Raw genomic sequence first — 20,330 nt, forward strand, 5'->3', positions numbered from 1 at the left:
CCTTCACGGTCTCGGTATGGTTTTAGCAAACCCCTCTAAGCCTCGGTTCTCTAGCCTGTGGCAAGATCACCCGGATGCGATCGCAGCCTTTATCTGTGCCGTTCTCGTTCTCCTGGGCTGGCAGTCGCTCCATCTGGGCTGGGTGGGAGCGGCCATTTTGATTTTGACGGCGGCCTACGTGATCGGCGGCTTTGAGAGTGCGCGGGAGGGCTTGACGACTCTATTTGAGGAGAAAGAGCTAGACGTAGACCTGCTGATGATTGTGGCGGCGCTGGGAGCGGCCAGCCTGGGGTTGTGGCGGCGAGAGTATTTTCTGATCGTAGATGGGGCGGTTTTGATCCTGATCTTCGCCATCAGCGGGGCGCTGGAGGGGTACGCCATGCAGCGTACCGAGCGCAGTATTCAAGGGCTGATGAGCTTAACCACCGATACGGCGCGGGTGATCCAAGCCGGACAGGAGAAGGCTGTGCCAATTTCGGCGCTCGCTGTTGGCGATCAGGTGCTGGTCAAGCCGGGGGAACTGGTGCCAACCGACGGGCTGGTGATCGAGGGCGTGAGCACCCTGAACCAGGCACCGATTACCGGAGAGTCGATTCCGGTAGAGAAGGCTATTGGCGATGAGGTTTTTGCGGGCACTCTCAACGGCAGCGGCGCTCTGCGGCTAAAGATTCACCAGCCGCCCGAGAGCAGCCTGATTCAGCGGGTGATTCGCCTGGTGCAGCAGGCCCAAACCGAAGCGCCACCCTCGCAGCAATTCATCGAGCGCTTTGAGCGGGGCTATGCCAAGGTGATTGTGATTGTGGGGATTTTGCTGGGGGTGCTGCCGCCCTTTCTGCTGGGCTGGAGCTGGGAGCAAACGATCTATCGGGCCTTAATTTTTTTGGTGGTGGCGTCGCCCTGTGCGCTGATGGCCTCGATTATACCAGCGCTGCTTTCAGGTATTGCCAACGGGGCGCGACGGGGGATTCTGTTTAAGAATGGGGCGCAGCTAGAGCGGATGGGGCGGGTGCGTGCGATCGCATTCGACAAAACTGGAACGCTGACCACGGGCAGGCTTGAGGTGGTGGATGTGCTGGCGGTGGAGCAGTCTACGCAGCCGCTACTTCAGGTGGCAGCGGCCCTCGAAAGCCTTTCGGAGCATCCCATTGGTGAGGCAATTGTGCAGGCTGCCCGTCAGCAGAATCTTACTTGGGCGGAAGCGGTCAATGGTCAGGCCCAGGCTGGACAGGGCATTACCGGAGAGATCACCCATCAAACAGCGGTCGTGGGCAAAGCGGCCTTTGTTCAATCCCAAGTCAAGGGCGTTCCCCCAACCCTGATTCAGCACAGCCAGCAGTGGGAAGCCGAGGGCAAAACGGTGGTGTGGGTTGCCTACGCGGGTGAGGTGTTGGGCATCATTGCCGTTGCCGACACCGTGCGCCCGACCGCAGCGCGAGCGATCGCCCAACTCAAGCGACTGGGGGTTGAGCAGATTGTCATGCTGACTGGCGACAACGCCCGCACGGCCCAAAGCATTGCCGAGCAAATCGGGGTGGATCAGGTGCACGCCGAGCTATTGCCCGAAGACAAAGTAGACGTGATTCGGCGCTTGCAGCAGCAGTACCAGACGGTAGCGATGGTGGGAGACGGCATTAACGATGCGCCTGCCCTGGCTCAGGCCTCTGTCGGCATTGCCATGGGGGCCGCAGGCAGCGACGTGGCGCTGGAAACCGCCGACGTGGTGCTGATGGCCGACCGGCTGGAGCAGCTAGAGCACGCAATTCGCCTGGGCCGCCGCGCTCTGATCGTGGTCAAGCAAAACATTGTGTTTGCCCTGGGGTTTGTGGTGATTTTGCTGATTCTCAACTTTGCGGGCAGCATCACGTTACCCTTTGGCGTGTTGGGGCACGAAGGCTCAACGGTAATGGTGACGCTGAGCGGGCTGCGGCTACTGAGAAACTAGGGTGGAGTGGTCTTGCATAGTGGCCAGATCGAGGATGCGATCGCACAGCCGCCGCATCAACGGCCAGTCGTGGCTGACCACCAAAACCCCGATCTGGTGAGCGCGACTGTAGTCCAAAACGGCCCGCCAGATCAGCGCCTGGGTATTGGCATCGAGCATGGCCGTCATTTCGTCGGCGATCAGGTAGCGGGTTTGAGGGTTGAGGGTGCGTGCGATCGCAATTCGCTGCAGCTCACCGCCGCTCAGCTCGTGGGGGTAGCGAGTCAGCCAGCCGGGGTGAATGCCCAGGGCATCGAGCTGATGCATCTGGGGGGGATGGCCCTCGCGCAAAATTTGATCAACGCGCCAGCGCGGGTTGACCGCTAGCTCAGGGTTTTGAAACACGAGCTGCACCGGGCAGTACCGCCGTGCAGGAAGCGGCTGTTCGTCTACGCTCACCCTGCCTCGGGTGGGCATCAGATAGCCCGCCAGCAGTTTAGCCAGCGTCGTTTTACCAAAGCCTGAAGGGGCCATCAGCCCCACCACCTCGCCCGGCTCTACCGCGATCGACTGCGCCTGTACCACCCAGGGCAGCTGGGGCGCATAGCGAAACCAAAGTCCTTCACCTGTCAGCATGAATGCACCTCACTAAACCTCCTCGCACTGCCCGCAGCGCTGGCCGCTCTGGCAGACAGGCCTCTGTCATCCAGGGGCAGCGATCGCTAAACAGACAGCCCACGGGCAGCGCCTCTGGGCTAGGTTGGTTGCCCGGTACCGGAATGAAATCGTTTTGCGGCAGCGATCGCCAGAGCGCCTGGGTATAGGGATGGCGCAAGTTCCCGGTAGCAAAGTCCTGAGCTGAGGCAATCTCTGCGGTCGTGCCGGCATAGAACACCGCCACGCGATCGGCCACCATCAGCGCCGCTTCGATGTCGTGGGTAATGAGAATCACCCCGCGCCCTTCCTGGGCCAGCTCCCGCAGGTGGTTCAGCGTTTCAACCACCACGTCGGGGTGCAGACCGGGAGTGGGTTCGTCGGCAATTACCAGCTCGGCCTGACTCACCACCGCCGTAGACACCAGCACCCGCCGCGCCATGCCCCCCGATACCTGAAACGGGTAGCAGCGCGCGGCCTGAGGCGGTAGGTCGTAGCGCTGGAAGGTTCGCTTCACTGCCGTTTGCGCCGCTGACCTGGGTAGCCCGTTGAGCTGGGCCACCCGCTGCACCTGCTGCCCTACCCGCATTAAAGGATCCAGGTAGCCCACCGACTGAGGCACTAAAGCAATGGCCTTGCCGCGCAGCTGTTGGCAGCGCCCCGGCGTCAGCGGCTGACCCTGAAACAGCATCGTGCCGCCGACGGTGGCATTCTCCGGCAAAATGCCCAGAATGGCGTGGGCCAGCAGGCTTTTACCCGATCCGCTAGCACCTACCACCGCCACCACCTCTCCGGCTTTGACCTCCAGATCCAGGTCGGTGATGACCGTGAGCTGCTTACGGCGCAGCCCCTGCTCGTACTGGCTAAACGTAACGCTGAGATTAGAGACTGACAGCATGGCTACCCCTGACTCGTGCGCGGATCGAGCAAGGCCCGCAGGTTTTCGCCCAGCCAGTCAAAGGCTTTGACCGACAGCAGCAGCAGCACACCGGGCATCACCCCCAGCCACCAGTAGCCGGTAGATAGGTGCCGCATCGACTCGGCCAAGATAATGCCAATGGCGGGCAGGTGGGGCGAAATGCCAATGCCGATAAACGACAGCGCCGCCTCGTGCAAAATGGCGTGGGGAAACAGCAGAATCAGCCCCACCAGCAGCTGAGGAATGACGTGGGGCACCATGTGGTGGCGGGCAATCCAGGCGGGAGAACGACCCAGCCGATGGGAGAGCTGCACGTAGTCGGAGCTGTTCACCTGCAGCACCTCTGCCCGAATGACCCGGGCCAGGCTGGGCCAGTGGGTCAGCGCCACCGCAATAATCACGCCCCGCGTGCCGCCCCCGACTGCAAAGGCAATCAGAATCAGCAGCACCAGGTGGGGCAGGCTAAAGCACACGTCGATAATCCAGCAGATCAGGGCATCGACCCAGCCGCCCAGGGTGCCTGCGGCCAATCCTAAAAGAGCGGCAATTAGGGCGCTGATGGTAGCAGCCAGCAGCCCCACCCGCAAGCTGAGAGACATACCGTGGAGCGATCGCGTTAGCATGTCTCGCCCCAGCCAGTCGGTGCCAAAGGGATGGGCCAGTGAGGGGGGCTGGTTTCGCTGGGCCAGCACCGGGTTCAGTCCGGCATCGCCAATAAACCAAGTACTCAGGATAATAGCCGCCAAAAAGAGGACGCACAGCCCAATCGTCCAAAGGGTCTGCTGCCGCCGATTGCTCCGCTGCTTGGGAGCGCGAATCTGGGGAGGTGCGAGGGTGGTCATGCTGCCCTCCTGCCGCCAATGCGGATGCGCGGGTCAATCACCTGGTAAGACAAGTCGGCCAAGGTATTGCCGGTATAGACAAACAGGGCGCTGAAGAAAACGATGCCCACCAGCAGCGGCACATCGCTGCGCAGAGCCGCCTGCACCGTCGCCTGCCCCAGCCCCGGATAGGCAAACACCTGCTCCACCAGCACCGAGCCGCCAAACAGCTCACTGAGCGAGGCAAATTGCAGAGTCAGCGCCGGCAGCAGAATGTTGCGCAGGCCGTGGTGCTGCAAAATGCCCCACAGGCTCTCGCCTTGAGCGCGGGCAAACAGCACATAGTCGCTGTGCAGCACGTCGATCAGCTTTTGGCGTGTGTGTAGCGCAATACTGGCAATGCCGATGATGCTTAGGGTGAGGGCGGGCAGCAGCAGGTGGTGCAAATGCTGCCAGAAGGTAACATTTTGGGCCAGCACACCGGGCGGAGCCGCACAGCAAATCGGGGTGAGCCGCAGCGACACCGAAAAGAAAATCAGCAGCAGTAGCGCCACCCAAAATGTAGGTGACGAGGCCAGGGTGTAGGCGTAGAGGCGAATGCCCCGGTCAATCCAGGTGCCCTCAAAGGCCCCGGCCAGCACGCCCAGCACCAACCCCAGCAGGCCGGACAGGAGCCATGCGATCGCAAGCAGCTGCAGCGACACCAAAAACCGCTGACCAATCACCTGCAGCACCGGCTGGTTAAACACCATTGAGGTGCCCCAGTTGCCCTGAACAATCTGCCCAAACCAGTCCCAAAAGCGTACGATCATTGGCTGATCCAACCCCCAGCGCTCGGCAATCAGCTCTCGCTGGGCCGCACTGATCTGCAGCATGTCGGCCCCCACATAGGCCCGCACCGGGTCAATCGGTGAAAGGCTCATTAGCCCAAAGGTCAGCACCGCCACAGCGACCAGCAGCAGTGCCAGCCGCACCAGCTTGTAGCTGAAAAACAGCAGAATTGGCTTTAGTTGCATGTCCACGTCCAGCTATCGATGTTGGCAGTGATCGGCCAGCCGTGGCCGTGGGGCTCAACCTGGGGTTGGCCAATGTCCAGACACTCGTGGACGAAGTAGGTGTGGTCGAGGTTCACCAGCCAGGCCCAGGCGGCATCGCCCTTGGCCGTGAAACCTTCCTGGCCATCCCACTGGGCGGCTTTCCAAAATGCGATCGCTTCTGCCTCCGAAGGTGCCCCCATCGCCAGATCCAGCGTTTGGTCAATGGCCTGGTTAGCGTAGTAGCCTGCGTTGTAAAAATCGCCCTGGGCCGCCTTGCTGTGGTAGAGGTTGTACATTTCGGTCTGGTCGTGGCTGCCCCAGCCAAACAGCACCACGTTGCTGTGCGCTAGGGGAGTAATCTCATCCCAGCTCTTGCCCTCAACATTGGCCTGAATACCCACGGGCTTGAGCATTTCTGCAACCGATAGCGCCAGCGCCTGACGGGTGCTGTCACTAGCCGGATAAAGCAGAGTAAATTCAGCGTTTAGGCCGTCCTTCTCAACAATTCCATCGCCGTTGGTATCGCTCCAGCCCCCCTCCGCCAGGATCTGCTTAGCTTGCTCTGGGTCGGCATCCTCAATGTTGGCGCTCGGCTCCTCCCAAGCCAGGCCACTGACCGGGCCGTAGGCGGGCGATCCGTAACCCTCCAGTACCCCGTCCACCAGCGCCTGTCGATCCACGGCGTAGTTCACGGCCTGCCGAATTGCCCGATCTGAAGTGACGGCGTTGCCCACGGGTTTACCGTCTGGTGTAGTCTTACTCCCCTCGTCAGGAAAGGGAAACATCAGCCCTCGGTTGTCCACACTGGCGACGTCGTATAGCTTCATGCCCTCAATGGTCTGCACCGCCAGCGACTGGGGCACGCTGACCACCTGAGCTTGTCCAGCTTGGGCGGCCGCAAAGGCCGCATCTTCTTCAGTAAACAGGAAAACGAGCCGCTCAATCCCGGGAGCTTCGCCGTAGTAGTTAGGGTTAGCTTCTACGATTAGCTGCTGTCCCTCATCCCACTGGACGAGTTGATAGGGGCCAGAGCCAACGGGGTTGCGCGCATAGTCAGGACCATGAGCGTGCTCCGGCACAATGCCCACGGTGATCAAGCGGTTAACGAAGGTACTTTGGGGCTGCTTCAGCCGCAGCTCCACCGTGTAGTCGTCGGTGGCGACAGCTTCTTCTAGCACCGTCACATCGGTCAGGCCGCCGCTCTCTGCCGCCTTACTGAAGGTATAGGCGACATCGGCTGCTGTTAGCGGTTCCCCATCAGAAAATTGAGCATCTTCGCGAATTGTGACAGTCCAGGTTCTGCCGTCCTCACTGACACTGTAGTCTGTCGCTAAATCATTGACGATTTCAAGATTTTCATCGCGCCGCAGCAACGTGCTCTGAAACAGCGGCGAACCGTAGCGACCCCAGCCCAAGGTGGGGTCATACCCTTCCTCGCTCTCTCCTCCAATCGCCAAGACTATCTGTTCTGCAGAACCATTGGAGGCTGGCGCAGAAGCCCTCGGCTCAGTTGAGTTTGAAGCACATCCGTTCAGAACTTGCCCCAGGAGTAGCAACCCTACAGACCAGACGGGCACTTTGAGACTTAATGCCATAGCTGCACCTTCAATTATTTTGCAGAATGAATTGCCCTCTTTGCTTAATCAAGCATCCTGAGTCGCAGGAGGAATTTCACGACTTTTGAGGCTATCACCGCCTGCTCCAATCAACAATCCGGGGGTAAGGGATACAAAGCAAAAGAGATTTTAGGCTTATAAGCTCGTTTAGACAGGTCTATATCGATTTGAAACCCTAATTCTTTCGTTGACTGGTTGCCTGCGCGCAACTAGCTCAGTGCGTACAGAGCCGCTAACCAGGGCATTGGACTGAGGGCAAGGGCTGTCTTAAGGTGCGATCGCGGTCATTGCAGCGACGCGATGTGGTGGGCGGATTGCTAGGGAGCGGGCTGGTAGGTGCTCACTTACGGCGTTGATGGTGTAAGCAACTCCACAAACGGGCACCATAGGCCCAGCCGCGAGAGCGTAGCTGCAACTTGGTTTACTTAACCCCCTAGCTAATGCTGCGGCTAAGGAGGGTGTTTGGGGTGAAAGCAACGTTGCCAATGTTAAGGAAAAATTTTGCTTCTACATATCTAAAGAACTTCATTGAATATGGCTGTTCGCAAAAGGGAAAATAGGTAATGCTTTGAAGAATGCAAATTCTTTTGCGAAAAATACGGCAGTCTAATAAAGTTTTCACTGTTTTGGGGCATTGCAGCTTCCAAAGTTGCATAACCGAAAGCTATCAAAGGGAAATAGATCATTGGGCACTGGGGATTCTGCCTGCCCTATATTTCTACAGAACACGGGATTTTATATGATTTTGGTAATTTTGAAAGCGATCGCCTTAAAATCTGCTGATTATGGCGCAGCTACAATGGCTGGGTATATAGCCAATAGAAAAAAAACCAGGGGCAATGACAAGCGAGCCCAAAACCGCCATGGGACTGCTACAGCTTTAGAAGAACGACGGGACGAGGTTAACCATCAGGCTAAAGAAGACGGTGAACTTCAGCTCAGCATTCTTCAAGAGACAGGGTGCATCCCTGTCTCGCAAGATTTATTTTGAGACGTAGCTAGCACCCAACCAAGCTACCTGGCTGATCGTCCCATCCTCTGAGGAATTATACCCTTTAGAAAAAACTACGAAGGGTGAGGTGCTCTGCGCCGGTGGGATGGGGGCGGATACAAATTCTTCCATTCCGAATAGGGGGGTGCGGGGGGATGAGTCCTCTTTTCCACAGGATGCCGAGCCAGCAGCTTACGACCTAGACCTACACGAGCAGATTCAACACCAGATTCGGAGCCTGGGGTGGTCTGGCGAGGTGATCCGCCAGTTCATGGCCGACCGATTTGAGGGCAAGCGCTGGGCCGCGCTGACGGAAGATGAGCGACTACTGCTGCTCTATCACCTGCGGGGCTAGCTCACTCTTCAACCGCCTCATTCCCCTCCGACAGCTCACTCACCACTGCGTTTAGCTCTGTTTCTAGCTGCTCGATGGTGGGCAGATTGGCCTTGAGCTGGTCTGGTAGGCTGTGGGTCGTGACGGCGATCGGGGTGTTGACGTTGCGTAGGGCGTATTCAGCAATCGTTTTGTCCTTTGACTTACACAGCACGATGCCGATGGTGGGCTGATCATCGGGGTGGCGCAGCAGGTCGTCTACCGCTGCGACGTAGAAATTCATCTTGCCGGTGTACTCAGGGCGAAATTCGGTCACCTTCAAGTCAATGACCACATAGCACCGCAGTTTGAGGTGGTAAAACAGCATATCCATGAAGTACTCATTCCCTGAGACTTCCAAGCGATACTGGCTGCCGACGAAGGAAAAACCAACGCCCAACTCCAGCAGGAAATCCCTAATTCTTTCAACCAGAGCCTTTTCCAGCTCTCGCTCTTGGGTGACGGATGTCAGATTGAGAAAATCGAAGTTGTATGGGTCTTTGAGCAGTTGTTGAGCGAGATCGGACTGTTTGGGCGGTAGGGTGCGCTCAAAATTGGTAACTGCTCCGCCCTGGCGCTGGAATAGGTTGGATTCTATTTGCATGACCAGAATATTCCGACTCCAGCCGTTCTCAAGGGTGCCTTGGGCATACCAGAGTCGTTCATCGGGGGCTTTCAGCTTATCCAAGAGGGCCTGATTGTGATACCAGGGAATTTGTGCAAGCACCTCCTGCACAATTGCCTGATCTGGGTAAGCTTCGGCAAAGGCTCGCATGTATTTGAGGTTGCGCGGTGAAAACCCCTTCATGTCGGGGAACTCCCGCTTGAGATCTTTAGCGAGGCGGTCAATAACCTTTGCCCCCCATCCTTCCTGCTGCTGGCGGGCGAGAATTTCCTGCCCAATCTGCCAGTACAGGATGATTAGCTCTTTGTTGACGGCTAGAGCCGCTTTTACCTGCGCCCGGCGGATACGCGTTTTGAGGTCTTTGAGGAAGACGTCATAATTGTCGGCAGGGGATAGGGAATTGTCGGGCGGCACGAGACTTTTCCTTCGTTTGCAGGCATTTTATTATCAGGCTAAGACGGCAATGAGCCATAGGGCTGATCGAGGCGGTGGAGTTTATGACCCAGCCAAGCTATAACCCAGACCAATGGCAGGAGCTGTTTTGGCAACGGGGCGATCGCTATTACTGGTGTGCCCTACGCCAGAACCTATTTGGTGAGTGGGTCTTGCTGCGCAAGTGGGGTGGCCGCCGAACGGGCAAGGGTGGGCAGCGTGAAACCTTGTGCACCGATTTCGAGGAGGGCAAGCGGCTAATTCAGGATGTTCTCAAACGCCGTCGCTATCGAGGGTATTTGCTGATTGACAACGCGGCTCAAATTCGATCCTTTATGGCTTAAAAAGCTTGCTACGTAAGGAATTCAGTGAGTCGAACTTTGGCAAAAACAATGGTCAAAAGTTCTAGACATAATTGTGCACAGGTATCCAGACACATTTAAGTCCAGACATATAGACATATTGATGTCCTGATGTCTAGGCGCTATTCTCAAAGCGCTGTTGTGGAATGGGCCTGTGAAAATCTGTTCGGCAATTTCCTTGTCTGGGGGGCAGGGAAAGACAACAACGGTATTTTTTACTGCGCTGCTGCTGGCTCGGCAGGGGCAAAAGGTGCTGGCAGTGGATGCCGACCCCCAGGCAAACCTAACCTTTTACCTGGGCCATGAGGTGCAGCCGGATGAGCCGAGCCTGTTTGAGGTGCTGACAAAGCAGGTGGAGGTTGAGGATGGGATATACGGCACTCAGTATGAGAACCTGTTCGTAATGCCTGCCGATCGCGGCCTGTTTAAGGTAAGCGACTTTCTTAGCAGCAGTGGGGCAGGAGCCTTTATCTTGAAGCAGCGGCTGCGCAAGATAAGCGATATGTTCGATGTGGTACTGATTGACGTGCAGCCGTCGCGATCGCAGATTTGCCTCTCCGCTGTCGGAGCCTCCAATCACGTGCTAATTCCGGTAGAGGCCAATGTGAAGGGGGTGAACTCTTTGGTGGATACCCTGGATTTTTTGAACGAGCAGGCTGAGCTAGAAGCCTTCACCGGCTCAGTGTTGGGGATAATTCCCTTTCGCGATCGCTGGGTAGGCAATACTCAGACCCTAGAGGGGCGGCAAAACATCGCTGCCATGAAGGAGTTCGCTGGGGAGGTTCCTATTTTGGCCTCAATCCGTGAGTCGGAGAAGTTTAAGAGCGCTATCCGTCAGGGACATCTGCTCAGCGACCTGGGCCAGCCCGACCTGCAATATCCCTTCGAGCAAATTGTGGAGGCCCTTATTCATGAGTGATGCCCTAGACCGACTCAAGCAGCGGCAGCGCCCCAAGGTTGCCCCCCGCGATGCTTCTCTGGCATCAAGACCTCAAGACACCCAGCTACCTAGACATACAGATATCCAGGCATCCAGACATATAGACACACAGACGTTTGGGCATACGGAAGCTGCAGGGGTTGAGGATGCCTCCCTAGCGGGGCTTTTGGGAGTGGCCAAGTCTAGACATACAGATATGCAGATGTCTGTAGCTTCTGGAAACCAGGAAGTGAATATGTCTAGACATGCAGATATCCCGATGGCTAAACCCCTAGAGGATGAGCCGACGATCAAGCGCAGCACTTTTCGTCTGGAGGCTGATCTGATCGACCGGCTCCACACCTTTTGTCGGCAACAGGGTCTCAGCCGCGAAGTGCTGATCGAGGCGATGTACGAGTACATGGAGGCCCACCCAGGGGCGCTGACCCAGGTGGTTGAGCAGGCTAGCCAGAAGCATGACCACCGGCAGCAGTTGGCCAACCGCAAGCGAGCCGAGGCCATGTTCAGCAAGTTTGGCCGCGATGCTTGATGCCGGTCGGCACTGGGTGGGGGGGACAACGCGATCGCCTCGGCCCTGTTGGCGGAGTTGCTCTATAAATAGCCGTCTCTGGCCCCTTTGGGGCGGCTGAGTGCCCAGCACTCGCTTCGCGAACACCAACGACTTCGCTCAGGGACCGGCTATGGCTGTTTTCATCGTGCGGGGTGCCGCGCTAGCGGCATGGACGATTGGTATCAGACTGTGCAGAGGTGTGTTGAGGCTTTAGCAGCGTGAAGAGGGGATGGTAGCGAGAGATTCCGTTCGCGCGCAAGCCTGCACAGACATCTTTAGGACTGTGAGAACTGTGCTTCGACTGATAATTCTTTATAGGTGAAATATTGGATCCAAAATTCTGAAAACTTTGTTGTCAACAATAAGCCTTCATTCTCAATAAGCATTAGCGATTTGCCCCAATTTCACGCCAAACCGCTGAAACCCTAGCTATTCCGATAAACTAGACTTGCTGAAATGCTGAAAAGAGCAAGCTAGAGTTTACAAGGCTAGTTGGATCCAATTTTGAGGTGTTCCCATGCCGAAGCAAAATCGCCACGACCAGGCGGAGATTTGGTCAGCAGATCAGTTTGAGCAGGTGATGGGGGAGCTAAGCCCGAAGATGCGATCGCTGTTCTCCATCTGCTACTACACGGGCTGCCGGGTCAGTGAGGCGCGGCAGCTGCGGGCGGAGGATGTGGTGGGAAATACGCTGGTGCTGCGGAAGGCGACGACGAAGACGAAGCGGACGCGGGCCGTGCCGATCCATCCTAAGCTCAAGGCGGTGCTGGCGGCGGCAGATTTACCTGGTCGAGGGTATTTGTTTCCCGGTCGCAGTGGGGACAAGCCGATTACGCGGCAAGCTTGTGATTTGGCGCTGAGGAAGGCGTGCGATCGCCTAGGCCTGCGGGGCTACAGTACCCACAGCAATCGGCGCACCTGGGCGACGCGGCTCGATAAGGCGGGGGTGCGGCTGAAGGCGATTCAGGACTTGGGCGGGTGGTCGTCGATGGCGGCGCTGCAGCGATATCTGGAGGTGTCGGAGGAGGAAAAGGTGGAGGCGATCGCCCAGTTGTGAGTTTTGCTGGCCACCCATCTCTATGATGCGGGGGGTGTCCCTGCGGCAGATTATGGCGATTACTGGCCAAGCTAGCATGGCCTCGCTAACCAGCTGCCTAAACCTGGAGCAGCGGGCGGCGGGGGATGCGTTGTTGGGGTTCTTTACAGAGTAGGGATGGTTTAGCGTAGGCTACTGCATGGGGGATGGCAGCACCGGCACCATACTCCTAGCATGGTGCCGTGGGAGTGGCAGTAGCGATGAGCCCAACCGTTGTTAGCGCTTTTTAATTACTTTGGCTATCTGTTTGCCGATCCTGATCCACTGACGAATTTCATGGGAGAGTTTCAGGAAATCACGGTGGTTCATCTTATTGCTCCAACTGCTGCTAGCTGACAGGCCAAAAAGTTTCGAGTTGAGGGTTCAGCACTAGCATTCCCACGCTGGTGCTGATTTTCTCACTCAGAGGCTTATAACCTCTACTTTGCTTAGTTAGACGGCGATCGCGCCCTGCTCCAATGCATCTCTATTCCCCGGTTAGCAGCAGGGTCTTTGCCTGCTGCTCCAACTAGGCAACCCGTGGGCTCATCTTCTCTACCGACTCCGGCTCGGTCTATTCCATGTAGGCAGCGATCGCCAGGGTCTGCGCAGCTACAGCACCCACAGCAACCGGCCTACCTGGACGACTTGGTTGGATTAGGCGAGGGTAAGGTTCAGGGCGACCAAGACCGGGGGCGTTGATGGCGGCGCTACAGGGGTATCTGGAGGTGTCGGAGGATGAGAGGGTGAGGAGATAGCAACCCTATGATTGCTATCTCCTAAAAGATGCTGAAGCTGATGTTCCAGGCTACGCCGTCGCCTGATCGCTGGAAAAGGTAGCCCCTACCGTGGCATTAAACGCTTCCACGATGGAGATGATTTTGTCTACATCGTCGTCGTCAAATAGCCCCTCAACCCCCTCTTGGTGGAGCCCCGTAAATGGGTCTTCGTAGAGCAGACCGGGGTCCATAATGCCGTGCTGAGTCAGGGTGTCGATGATTTCTTCAATAAAGCGAATCTGGGTGGCGCTAAGGGTTTCACCTTGTAGGTAGCGGGAGAAAGCTTCTTTTGCAGAACCCCGATCGAGGCCAACGATCTCGCGGATCAGGCGTTTGAGGCTCTTGTTCTTGCCAAAGACTTCTTCGAACCGTTCTCGACTTTCGACTTCTTCGGCTCGAAACAGCATATCTTCCAAAGCGGTCAGGTCTGTTTCAGTCAGCGGCAGGTTGCGGCGCAGTTTGGCGATCGCCACGTGGTTTTCCTGGGCTTGGATAAACGCCCTCACCTTTTTCTCGTACTGGTAGCGGCTAAAGCCGGTCTGGTAGGTGGGCACGCTGGTCTCTTGAACCACACCCATTTCATCGACGAAGTCGGTATAGACGACCTGGCACTGGTCGCGGTCCACAAACTTCATCAGGTCGCGTAGGGCCAGGCGAATGGTTTCGACCATCTCAGGGGTGACATCGGCCCACCAGCTTTCGTCTTGAAGGGCTGCGATCAGCGGCAGGTGGGGGGTCACCATGGGGATGTCGCGCTTTTCCTCCAGTTGAGCGGCAGCGTCTCGCAGCTTGTCTCGCAGGCTGACAAACTCGCCACTCTGCTTCAAGATCGCCAGCTGTAGTTTCAGGCAGAGCAGGTCAAACCGCTTGGCCAGGGTGTCTTCGTTGGGAAGACCGTTGGGCAGCGAGGCGAGTTGCTCGGCAATGGTGGCTCGGTCGTCTTCAGAGAGCTGGTTCCACCGCTCCCGCTGGGCAAACTCCTCGACCTGGCGCAGGTGTTTGCGCACCAGGAAGTTGTCTTGGGGCATGGTGGCCACGTGCTGATGTAGGTCGTCGAGCAGGGCCGCTTGGAGATTAGCCCGGTCGGGGCTGCTAGGGGTATCGCTGGCGGCGGCGGTGAGCAGGGCCGCTAGCTCAAGCCGCTGTTTGACTAGGCGGGTGGTCAGGCTATCGGGCAGGCGCTGGCTGACCTCGGCCACCTCTTGGTTGAAATAGTCAAAGTTGCCGCACAGGTCGAACACCAGGAAGTTTTCTTTGGGCTGGCCGGGGCCAAACAGGTCGGGGCAGAGGCGAGTGCCACGGCCAATCATTTGGTTGAATTTGACGCGGGAGAAGACGGGCTTGAAGAACACCAGGTTGACCACCTCGGGCACATCGACGCCGGTGTCGAGCATATCGACGGAGACGGCGATGGTGGGATCTTTTGGCAGGTCGCCGAAGTCGTCGAGCAGGCTCTGGGCGTAGCTGTTTTTGCTGTCGATGATTTGGGCGAACTTGCCTTTGTAGTGGGGGTAGTTGGCGTCGAAGCGGTCAACGATGAACTGGGCGTGGGCGTGGTTGCGGGCAAAGATGATGGTCTTGCCCAGGCGATCGCCCCCATCGACCTTTAGCCCTCGCTGCATCAACAACTCTAGGGCCTGGTCCACGGTGCTGATATTGAATAGCCAGGCGTTGAGGGCGGCGGCATTGACCTGGGCGGGCAGCTCGCCAGTGTCTTCGTCGCGGAATTTTTCTTCATACTCGGCCTGCTCGGCGGGGCTGAGGTCGCTGTATTTGACGCCGGTGCGGAGAAATTTGAAAGGTACCTCTACCCCCAGGGGCGGCACCAGGTAGCCATCCTGCACGGCGTCGTCGAGTTCGTAGGCGAAGGTGGGTACGCCCTGCTGAAGCTCGAAAATGCGGTAGGTGTCGCGATCGACTTCGTCGCGGGGGGTGGCGGTGAGGCCCACCAGCAGCCCGTCGAAGTAGTCGAACAGGGCACCGTATTTCTGGTAGATCGAGCGGTGGGCTTCATCCACCAAGATCAGGTCAAAGGCACCGGGGCCAAACAGGCGCTGGCCACCACCGGGGCCGTTGAGGCTGCGGTTAATAGCGTTGAGCATGGTGGGGTAGGTGGAGAGCACCACCTTGGCGCTGTCGGCGGCTTTGTCACGAGTGAGGTCGATGGCGGTAACGGCGGGCAGATGCCGCTGAAAGGCGCGAAAGGCCTGGGTGAGTAGGGCATTGCGATCGGCTAAAAACAACACGCGGTTGACCCAGTTGGCCCGCATCAGCAGGTCGATCAGGGCGATCGCCGTTCTGGTCTTCCCCGTCCCGGTGGCCATCACCAGCAGCGACTTGCGCTCTTTGCGCTGGTCAAAGGCTTCGGTAATGCGGCGAATGGCTTCTTTTTGGTAGCTGCGGTTCACAATGCCATCGGCGACGGCGACCAGGTGCAGCCGCTTGCGATTCCGGCGGCGAAAGATCAGCCGCTCTAGCTCGTCTTTTTTGAGAAAGCCTTGAATCTGGCGGGGTGGATAGCTGACATCATCCCAAATCCAGGTGTCGTAGCCGTTGGTGTAGAAGATGGCGGGGCGCTGCTGGTAGCGCTGCTCCAGGCAATTGGCGTAGAGTTCAGCCTGGTGCTTGCCCTGAGCGGCATCGGCGGTGGTGCGTTTGGCTTCGACCAGGGCCAGGGGTTTGCCGTCATCGCCCCACAGCACGTAGTCCACATAGCCGGTGCCGCTGGCGTTGGGCATGCCGGTGACTTCCACTTCGGTCCAGCCGGGCTGGTGGATGTTCCACCCGGCTTCTTTGAGCAGCACGTCGATCAGGGTGCGGTGGGTGTCGGCTTCGTGGTAGTCGTGGCGGTCTTCGGCGGCTTCGTTCTGTGCTTTGAGGGCGTTGATTTCGGCCCGCAGGGTTTCGAGTTCGGCTTCGGTCTGCTGTTTGCGCGCTTCGGCTAAGCGGCGCATTTCATCGGCCTGGCTGAGCTTTTGCTCTAGGGCTTGCAGCTGGGGCAGGCTGAGGTCGGGGGCGGCCTCGGCGGGGCGGGGCACCAGCTGGCGCTGAAAGGTGAGGTCGGGCAGGGTGCGGCCACTAGGGCCGTAGTAGCGGGCCAGCCAGTAGAGGACGTGAAACAGCTCTTGCACCAGGCTGAGGGCATCGCGATCGCCGATCGCTGTGGCATCGTGCACGGCCAGGTTGCCCAGTTTGTGGATGGCGCGAATCTTGGGAAACAGGCCGGGTTTGAGGTTGTCTTTGAAGCTCTGCTCGTGGATTAGGCTGCCCAGGTTGGTGTCGTAGGGCAGCCGCAGGTAGGGGTCGTTGGCGTAGAGCCACTGCACCGTTTGCTCTAGGGCAAAGCGGGCGTAGAAGCAGCTGGCACGCGGAGCGGAAAACACCAGGCTCTCGGCCTGCACGGCGTGGGTGTGGAGGTCGGGAAACGCCGATCGCAGAAAGTCGAAGTTGGAGGGCATGGGGGCTTGCCGGTGAAAGCTTGTTATTTCAGTCTTCCCCAAGAATTTCCGTAATCCGACCAATTAAAGACACTTGCTGAGATGTCCGCTGAGATAGTAAGGAGATGCTCCCTGATTTCAGCTAAGGGTAGGACACTACCTACCTAGATCGATCGGCTTCTTCTGTAAGAACCTTTTGAAGTGCTTCCCGATGTTCAGGCGCTACGTCATCGACAAAACCTGGCGACTCCAGGAATAACTGGACCATTTCCCTTTTGTAAAGGGCGTTACAGTCCCCTTCAATCAATTTAATTGCGATGCCAGTAGCAGTGCGACTGAGATTGTCCTGCTTTGTTACAGGGCCTATAGGCCGCTTCATTCTGTTATTTCGACGAATGCCAAACATAAGACCTACCTTAATGGTACATATGCACTATCGCATATCTGTGGGTTTTTGCACCTTGATTTTTCGAGCCGTAATATTATTGTCCTGTTAGGCAGTCTTTCCTGGAAACGTCTCATGGTGCAGTCTATTGCTGATTGGTCTGCTCTGATCGGTTGTGGCGTTGGGGTGTTGGGCATCTCGACAGCCCTCAGCAAGAGCGCAGTTGATAACAGAGACTCACTAATTCGTTACCTGGAGAGGCAAAATAAAGATTTGGAATCAAGTCTAGAGAAAGAGCGAGACAAGGCTAATGATGCCCTTGAACGCCTGAACAAGGCTCTCGAAAATCCATCATTAGAAAAGTTTGCTGTTGATTTCCCATCTCAATACGCTGAAATTCTTGAACTTGCTCAGTCACTGAACAATCTTGCAGGTGATTTTGAGGACTGTCAGCGTGCTGCGGAGTGGCTACAAACCAAAAAAGAGATTTGGGTAGAGAAGGCAACACAGCAAGTGTGGGTAAACCACAGAGGGCTACTCTTCCCTTTCTTCAAAAAAGACAGCTTTAAGCGTGATTTAAGTGGATATCTGGATTGGGCCTACGCTTGCCTGTCCCGTCACGGTGGGAGCATTTCGCCGAAAAGGCCCGTATCGCAGTTTGTTCCAGAACCAGCCTTTTCATCCTCAAAACACTATGTCGAGGCAATTGAATATCTCCTAGAACGTAATGAATGGGGCGACCTGGGGAAGAAACCCCAGGCTTATTTACAGGAAATGTTGTTGCGCTTAAGGGATCAACTCAACGCTTAGTTTAACGGGCTATTACGGGCAATAGCGCGAAATCACAATATCTAAAGCTTGGATAATCGTTTGTTTCTCATATGGAGAGAGATCAGTGCTATTTATAACGTTTTTCAGTTGCTGAGCATAGGTACAGGCTTTATCGCCAGGCATCAAAATTCTTTGAGTCATCGTTTTCTTCTTATAGCTGGGCGGTGGTAGCGCTCACCTAAACCCCTCTTCTGAAAAAAAGATCACCATCAGGACAAAAGACTTGGATTCCAAAATTTTTAGTTTGAAGAACTAGGTGACCGGCAGCTCTATAGAATATTGATTTAATACAGTCCCTCAGGGGAAAAGCTCTGTAACAGAGAGCTAAACAGTTACCCGTCTGAAGCATCTGGTTCTCCGATCGCCCGCTGGGCCGCATTTCTGATGTGCAAAATTCGCACGGTGGGGGTGGGCTGGTCGTCGAGCACGGTGAAGAGAATGCGGTAGGTGCGTTGGCCCTGCCCATAGAGGAGCTGGCGGATTTCCTGGCTAAAGAATGCGCTTTCGCGGGCGGTGGGGCAGCGGCGGGGCATGGTTTCGAGCGTGGCGATCGCCTTGATCAGCCCTTGGTACCACTCCTGGGCGCGATTGCTGGTGGTGTATTGAGCAAAGCTAAGGAAGGCTGCGTCGGCGTCGGATTTGGCGACGCTGGACAGGTCGATCCGGTAGGTCATGCTTCCAGGGTCAGGCCGTGCTTTTCGTTTTGCTCGGCAATAAAGTCGGCCAAGCTAGAAAATTTCCCTTGCTCGAAGTCATTGAGGCCGCGCTGTATGCCCTCTAGAGCGGCAAAGAAGTCGTCGTCGTTGAGGCTGAGGCCCAGGGCGAGAACGGCGATGGCAATGTGTTGAATGTCTTGCCCGGTGGCTTCGGCCCGCTCGCGCAGCAGGGTTTCGACTTGGGGTGGAAGATCTAAGGTAATGGACATGGCGACTTAGGGAGTGGGGGTGGCGGGTAGGGGTGGTTTTGATGGGGCTGTTTTAATGGTAAGGCACCCCACCCCTGGCTCCTCTGAGAGAGAACCCGCCGTTGGCCTCTCTGAGGAGGGGAATGCCGCAACTTCCCCTCCTCAGAGGGGTGCCCGAAGGGCGAGGTGGGTCTCCCAGTGCCCGCAATGCAAAGCGCGCTCTACAACTCTCCCCGGAAGGCGCGTTGCAGTAGGGAGTTGAAGAGGCTGTCGTTTTCATAACTCGCCTTATTCAACTTAGATTTTTGAGAATTCAGCATAGTAAAAATATTTTTGAACTTGTTCTGCAAATCAATCGGAGGCAAACAAATTTCAAAGCTTTTCACCATATTCAAATTCAAATTCGGTTGATTTCCACCTCTCCCTAGATCTCTTAGACGCTCATAGGAAAACATTAGCAATGACCAAAGATATACCGATGAATATGAGTAGGCATTTGGCAGAATGACAGCACAAGCCTGATTCGTTGTACAATCACATCCTAAAAGGGCTGTTCTCCCGCGAGTAGCACCCTGCCCATACATCGCAATCAAAATAGAATCTTTAGGAAAAATCTTCATCTGAGAAGCACCTTTCTCGGTCAGATGCTCTTCTGTTTCATAGATGACTCGATCCTTGACTTCAGTAGTTTTCACCCATCGAACTTTTCCGCCATAGTTTTCTGGCACTTCACGACTGGGTGTTTTACCTGTTTTTACGCCAGTAATATCTCCAATGTTAACAACCTTCCAGCCTTTGGGGTTGGTGACGGGGTCGCCGAACATGTCGAGGAAGGTGGCGCGCAGCAACTCCTCGGTGTATTGGATGGCCTGCTTGCGCTTGCGGCGAATGGCATCGGCCTTGTCCAGAATAGCGGCAATGCGGCGTTGTTCTGCGATCGGCGGCAGCGGAATTTTATATTCCGGCGTTGCTGAATCAAGAGATGAACCTTGACGGGACTGGCACATCGCCGAACTTGAGGTAGTGAAGTAACAAGCGAACAGAGTGAGCCAGCATTTCTACGGTCTTGGAGTAGCAGAGCGTTTTGCGGTGCAGACGGGCTAGATAGTGCCGTAATCGAGTGTTCTCTCCTTCAACCCGAGTCATATAGGTTTTGCTGACAATCTGATCGCCTGCTGGAATAAAGCTGGGATACACCGTCCATCCATCGGTGACATAGAAGTAACACTGCCAGCTGCCAACCAGGGTCCAAAGCGGTTGAAACGTCTCGGCACTATGGTCGCCTAAGACCCAACCCAAGATTCCTTTTTTGAAGTGGTCAACGGCTGTCCACAGCCAAATCTTGTTTTTTTGAGCCTACAAAGGTTTCCAACTCGTCGAGTTCGCCGACCTCTGGCGTCGTTTCAGGGGCGTAAGCATCGGGGAGGCGTTCGCCCACTTGCTTCACCCAAGTAATGACCGTCGTATGGTGCACCCCTTTGACTCGCTCTATCGCTCGAAACCCAGCGCCGTTAACGTACATCTTGAGGCATTCGCGTCTGACCTCATCCGAGTACCCTCGGTGAGGCTCATAGGCCTCAATAAACTGACGACCGCAGGCTACACAGATGTGGTTTTGTTTACCTTTCCGCTTGCCATTCTTACGGATGTGAGTGGCTCCACATTCTGGACATTGCAT

At 56.5% G+C, this 20,330-nt stretch carries 20 protein-coding genes; 9 read left to right on the forward strand and 11 right to left on the reverse strand.

Features of this window, described 5'->3' with window-relative positions; all coding sequences use genetic code 11:
• Window positions 1–16 precede the first annotated feature (16 nt).
• On the forward strand, window positions 17–1,942 hold the full coding sequence (locus IQ265_RS26545) for a heavy metal translocating P-type ATPase (protein ID WP_194059269.1): 1,926 nt from the start codon (window positions 17–19) through the stop codon (window positions 1,940–1,942).
• Here the strand turns inward: IQ265_RS26545 and IQ265_RS26550 are convergent.
• The 5 genes from IQ265_RS26550 to IQ265_RS26570 are packed head-to-tail and all read right to left on the reverse strand — an operon-like array spanning window position 1,928 to window position 6,947.
• Window positions 1,928–2,557: an ATP-binding cassette domain-containing protein gene (locus IQ265_RS26550; RefSeq protein ID WP_194059277.1), complete on the reverse strand. Its 630-nt coding sequence runs from the start codon at window positions 2,555–2,557 to the stop codon at window positions 1,928–1,930. The two genes, IQ265_RS26545 and IQ265_RS26550, sit on opposite strands and share 15 nt — an antisense overlap.
• Entirely contained in the window at window positions 2,544–3,473 is a 930-nt protein-coding gene (locus tag IQ265_RS26555; RefSeq protein WP_194059279.1) for an ABC transporter ATP-binding protein, read from the reverse strand. Before IQ265_RS26555 ends, IQ265_RS26550 begins: the two co-directional genes overlap by 14 nt.
• A 2-nt stretch (window positions 3,474–3,475) precedes the next feature.
• Window positions 3,476–4,336, reverse strand: a complete 861-nt coding sequence (locus IQ265_RS26560) for an ABC transporter permease (protein WP_194059281.1) — start codon at window positions 4,334–4,336, stop codon at window positions 3,476–3,478.
• Entirely contained in the window at window positions 4,333–5,331 is a 999-nt protein-coding gene (locus IQ265_RS26565; RefSeq protein WP_194059283.1) for an ABC transporter permease, read from the reverse strand. Before IQ265_RS26565 ends, IQ265_RS26560 begins: the two co-directional genes overlap by 4 nt.
• A complete protein-coding gene (locus tag IQ265_RS26570; RefSeq protein WP_194059285.1) occupies window positions 5,322–6,947 on the reverse strand; it encodes an ABC transporter substrate-binding protein in 1,626 nt (541 codons plus the stop codon). The genes IQ265_RS26565 and IQ265_RS26570 overlap by 10 nt, the downstream gene beginning before the upstream one ends.
• Before the next feature lie 760 nt (window positions 6,948–7,707).
• On the opposite strand from IQ265_RS26570, the gene IQ265_RS26575 reads away from it, so the two are divergent.
• Complete coding sequence (locus IQ265_RS26575; protein ID WP_194059287.1) at window positions 7,708–7,959, forward strand: hypothetical protein; 252 nt, start codon at window positions 7,708–7,710, stop codon at window positions 7,957–7,959.
• A gap of 106 nt (window positions 7,960–8,065) precedes the next feature.
• Entirely contained in the window at window positions 8,066–8,314 is a 249-nt protein-coding gene (locus IQ265_RS26580; protein ID WP_194059289.1) for a hypothetical protein, read from the forward strand.
• A gap of 1 nt (window position 8,315) precedes the next feature.
• Here the strand turns inward: IQ265_RS26580 and IQ265_RS26585 are convergent, their stop codons facing one another.
• Window positions 8,316–9,371, reverse strand: a complete 1,056-nt coding sequence (locus IQ265_RS26585) for a PDDEXK nuclease domain-containing protein (protein WP_194059298.1) — start codon at window positions 9,369–9,371, stop codon at window positions 8,316–8,318.
• 83 nt (window positions 9,372–9,454) lie between these two features.
• Between IQ265_RS26585 and IQ265_RS26590 the strand changes: the two genes are divergently transcribed.
• From IQ265_RS26590 to IQ265_RS29765, 5 genes are all read left to right on the forward strand, one after another.
• Window positions 9,455–9,733, forward strand: a complete 279-nt coding sequence (locus tag IQ265_RS26590) for a WGR domain-containing protein (protein ID WP_194059300.1) — start codon at window positions 9,455–9,457, stop codon at window positions 9,731–9,733.
• Window positions 9,734–9,905: 172 nt separating this feature from the next.
• Window positions 9,906–10,670 carry an AAA family ATPase gene (locus tag IQ265_RS26595; RefSeq protein WP_194059302.1) on the forward strand — a complete coding sequence of 255 codons (765 nt, stop codon included), beginning with the start codon at window positions 9,906–9,908 and terminating at the stop codon, window positions 10,668–10,670.
• A 256-nt stretch (window positions 10,671–10,926) separates the two neighbouring features.
• Window positions 10,927–11,220, forward strand: a complete 294-nt coding sequence (locus IQ265_RS26600; protein ID WP_194059304.1) for a CopG family transcriptional regulator — start codon at window positions 10,927–10,929, stop codon at window positions 11,218–11,220.
• A 538-nt stretch (window positions 11,221–11,758) separates the two neighbouring features.
• Window positions 11,759–12,298 carry a site-specific integrase gene (locus IQ265_RS26605; RefSeq protein WP_194059306.1) on the forward strand — a complete coding sequence of 180 codons (540 nt, stop codon included), beginning with the start codon at window positions 11,759–11,761 and terminating at the stop codon, window positions 12,296–12,298.
• A gap of 25 nt (window positions 12,299–12,323) precedes the next feature.
• A complete protein-coding gene (locus IQ265_RS29765; protein WP_255524035.1) occupies window positions 12,324–12,452 on the forward strand; it encodes a hypothetical protein in 129 nt (42 codons plus the stop codon).
• 672 nt (window positions 12,453–13,124) lie between these two features.
• On the opposite strand, the gene IQ265_RS26610 is transcribed toward IQ265_RS29765, so the two are convergent.
• On the reverse strand, window positions 13,125–16,553 hold the full coding sequence (locus IQ265_RS26610) for a DEAD/DEAH box helicase family protein (RefSeq protein WP_194059308.1): 3,429 nt from the start codon (window positions 16,551–16,553) through the stop codon (window positions 13,125–13,127).
• 499 nt (window positions 16,554–17,052) lie between these two features.
• Here IQ265_RS26610 and IQ265_RS26615 point away from each other — a divergent pair, with 499 nt between their 5' ends.
• On the forward strand, window positions 17,053–17,727 hold the full coding sequence (locus tag IQ265_RS26615) for a hypothetical protein (protein ID WP_194059310.1): 675 nt from the start codon (window positions 17,053–17,055) through the stop codon (window positions 17,725–17,727).
• Window positions 17,728–18,080: 353 nt separating this feature from the next.
• On the opposite strand, the gene IQ265_RS26620 is transcribed toward IQ265_RS26615, so the two are convergent.
• The 4 genes from IQ265_RS26620 to IQ265_RS26635 all read right to left on the reverse strand — a co-directional run bounded on the left by IQ265_RS26620 (window position 18,081) and on the right by IQ265_RS26635 (window position 20,330).
• Window positions 18,081–18,422 carry a type II toxin-antitoxin system RelE/ParE family toxin gene (locus IQ265_RS26620; RefSeq protein ID WP_194059313.1) on the reverse strand — a complete coding sequence of 114 codons (342 nt, stop codon included), beginning with the start codon at window positions 18,420–18,422 and terminating at the stop codon, window positions 18,081–18,083.
• Complete coding sequence (locus tag IQ265_RS26625; RefSeq protein ID WP_194059315.1) at window positions 18,419–18,673, reverse strand: hypothetical protein; 255 nt, start codon at window positions 18,671–18,673, stop codon at window positions 18,419–18,421. Before IQ265_RS26625 ends, IQ265_RS26620 begins: the two co-directional genes overlap by 4 nt.
• A gap of 200 nt (window positions 18,674–18,873) precedes the next feature.
• Entirely contained in the window at window positions 18,874–19,659 is a 786-nt protein-coding gene (locus IQ265_RS26630; protein ID WP_194059317.1) for a restriction endonuclease subunit S, read from the reverse strand.
• Window positions 19,628–20,330 (reverse strand): IS1 family transposase gene (locus IQ265_RS26635; protein WP_194052070.1). Its coding sequence is split into 2 segments (ribosomal slippage): window positions 19,628–19,996 and window positions 19,998–20,330, totalling 702 coding nucleotides; the frame shifts between segments, so codons are not numbered across the junction. Before IQ265_RS26635 ends, IQ265_RS26630 begins: the two co-directional genes overlap by 32 nt.

Source organism: Nodosilinea sp. LEGE 06152 (genome assembly GCF_015207525.1).
GTDB lineage: Bacteria > Cyanobacteriota > Cyanobacteriia > Phormidesmidales > Phormidesmidaceae > Nodosilinea.

Coding starts and splice junctions, on each gene's coding strand:
- IQ265_RS26545 (WP_194059269.1), top strand. CDS start 17: ATGGTTTTAGCAAACCCCTCTAAGCCTCGGTTCTCTAGCCTGTGGCAA.
- IQ265_RS26550 (WP_194059277.1), bottom strand. CDS start 2,557: ATGCTGACAGGTGAAGGACTTTGGTTTCGCTATGCGCCCCAGCTGCCC.
- IQ265_RS26555 (WP_194059279.1), bottom strand. CDS start 3,473: ATGCTGTCAGTCTCTAATCTCAGCGTTACGTTTAGCCAGTACGAGCAG.
- IQ265_RS26560 (WP_194059281.1), bottom strand. CDS start 4,336: ATGACCACCCTCGCACCTCCCCAGATTCGCGCTCCCAAGCAGCGGAGC.
- IQ265_RS26565 (WP_194059283.1), bottom strand. CDS start 5,331: ATGCAACTAAAGCCAATTCTGCTGTTTTTCAGCTACAAGCTGGTGCGG.
- IQ265_RS26570 (WP_194059285.1), bottom strand. CDS start 6,947: ATGGCATTAAGTCTCAAAGTGCCCGTCTGGTCTGTAGGGTTGCTACTC.
- IQ265_RS26575 (WP_194059287.1), top strand. CDS start 7,708: ATGATTTTGGTAATTTTGAAAGCGATCGCCTTAAAATCTGCTGATTAT.
- IQ265_RS26580 (WP_194059289.1), top strand. CDS start 8,066: ATGGGGGCGGATACAAATTCTTCCATTCCGAATAGGGGGGTGCGGGGG.
- IQ265_RS26590 (WP_194059300.1), top strand. CDS start 9,455: ATGACCCAGCCAAGCTATAACCCAGACCAATGGCAGGAGCTGTTTTGG.
- IQ265_RS26600 (WP_194059304.1), top strand. CDS start 10,927: ATGTCTAGACATGCAGATATCCCGATGGCTAAACCCCTAGAGGATGAG.
- IQ265_RS26605 (WP_194059306.1), top strand. CDS start 11,759: ATGCCGAAGCAAAATCGCCACGACCAGGCGGAGATTTGGTCAGCAGAT.
- IQ265_RS29765 (WP_255524035.1), top strand. CDS start 12,324: ATGCGGGGGGTGTCCCTGCGGCAGATTATGGCGATTACTGGCCAAGCT.
- IQ265_RS26610 (WP_194059308.1), bottom strand. CDS start 16,553: ATGCCCTCCAACTTCGACTTTCTGCGATCGGCGTTTCCCGACCTCCAC.
- IQ265_RS26615 (WP_194059310.1), top strand. CDS start 17,053: ATGGTGCAGTCTATTGCTGATTGGTCTGCTCTGATCGGTTGTGGCGTT.
- IQ265_RS26620 (WP_194059313.1), bottom strand. CDS start 18,422: ATGACCTACCGGATCGACCTGTCCAGCGTCGCCAAATCCGACGCCGAC.
- IQ265_RS26625 (WP_194059315.1), bottom strand. CDS start 18,673: ATGTCCATTACCTTAGATCTTCCACCCCAAGTCGAAACCCTGCTGCGC.
- IQ265_RS26630 (WP_194059317.1), bottom strand. CDS start 19,659: ATGTGCCAGTCCCGTCAAGGTTCATCTCTTGATTCAGCAACGCCGGAA.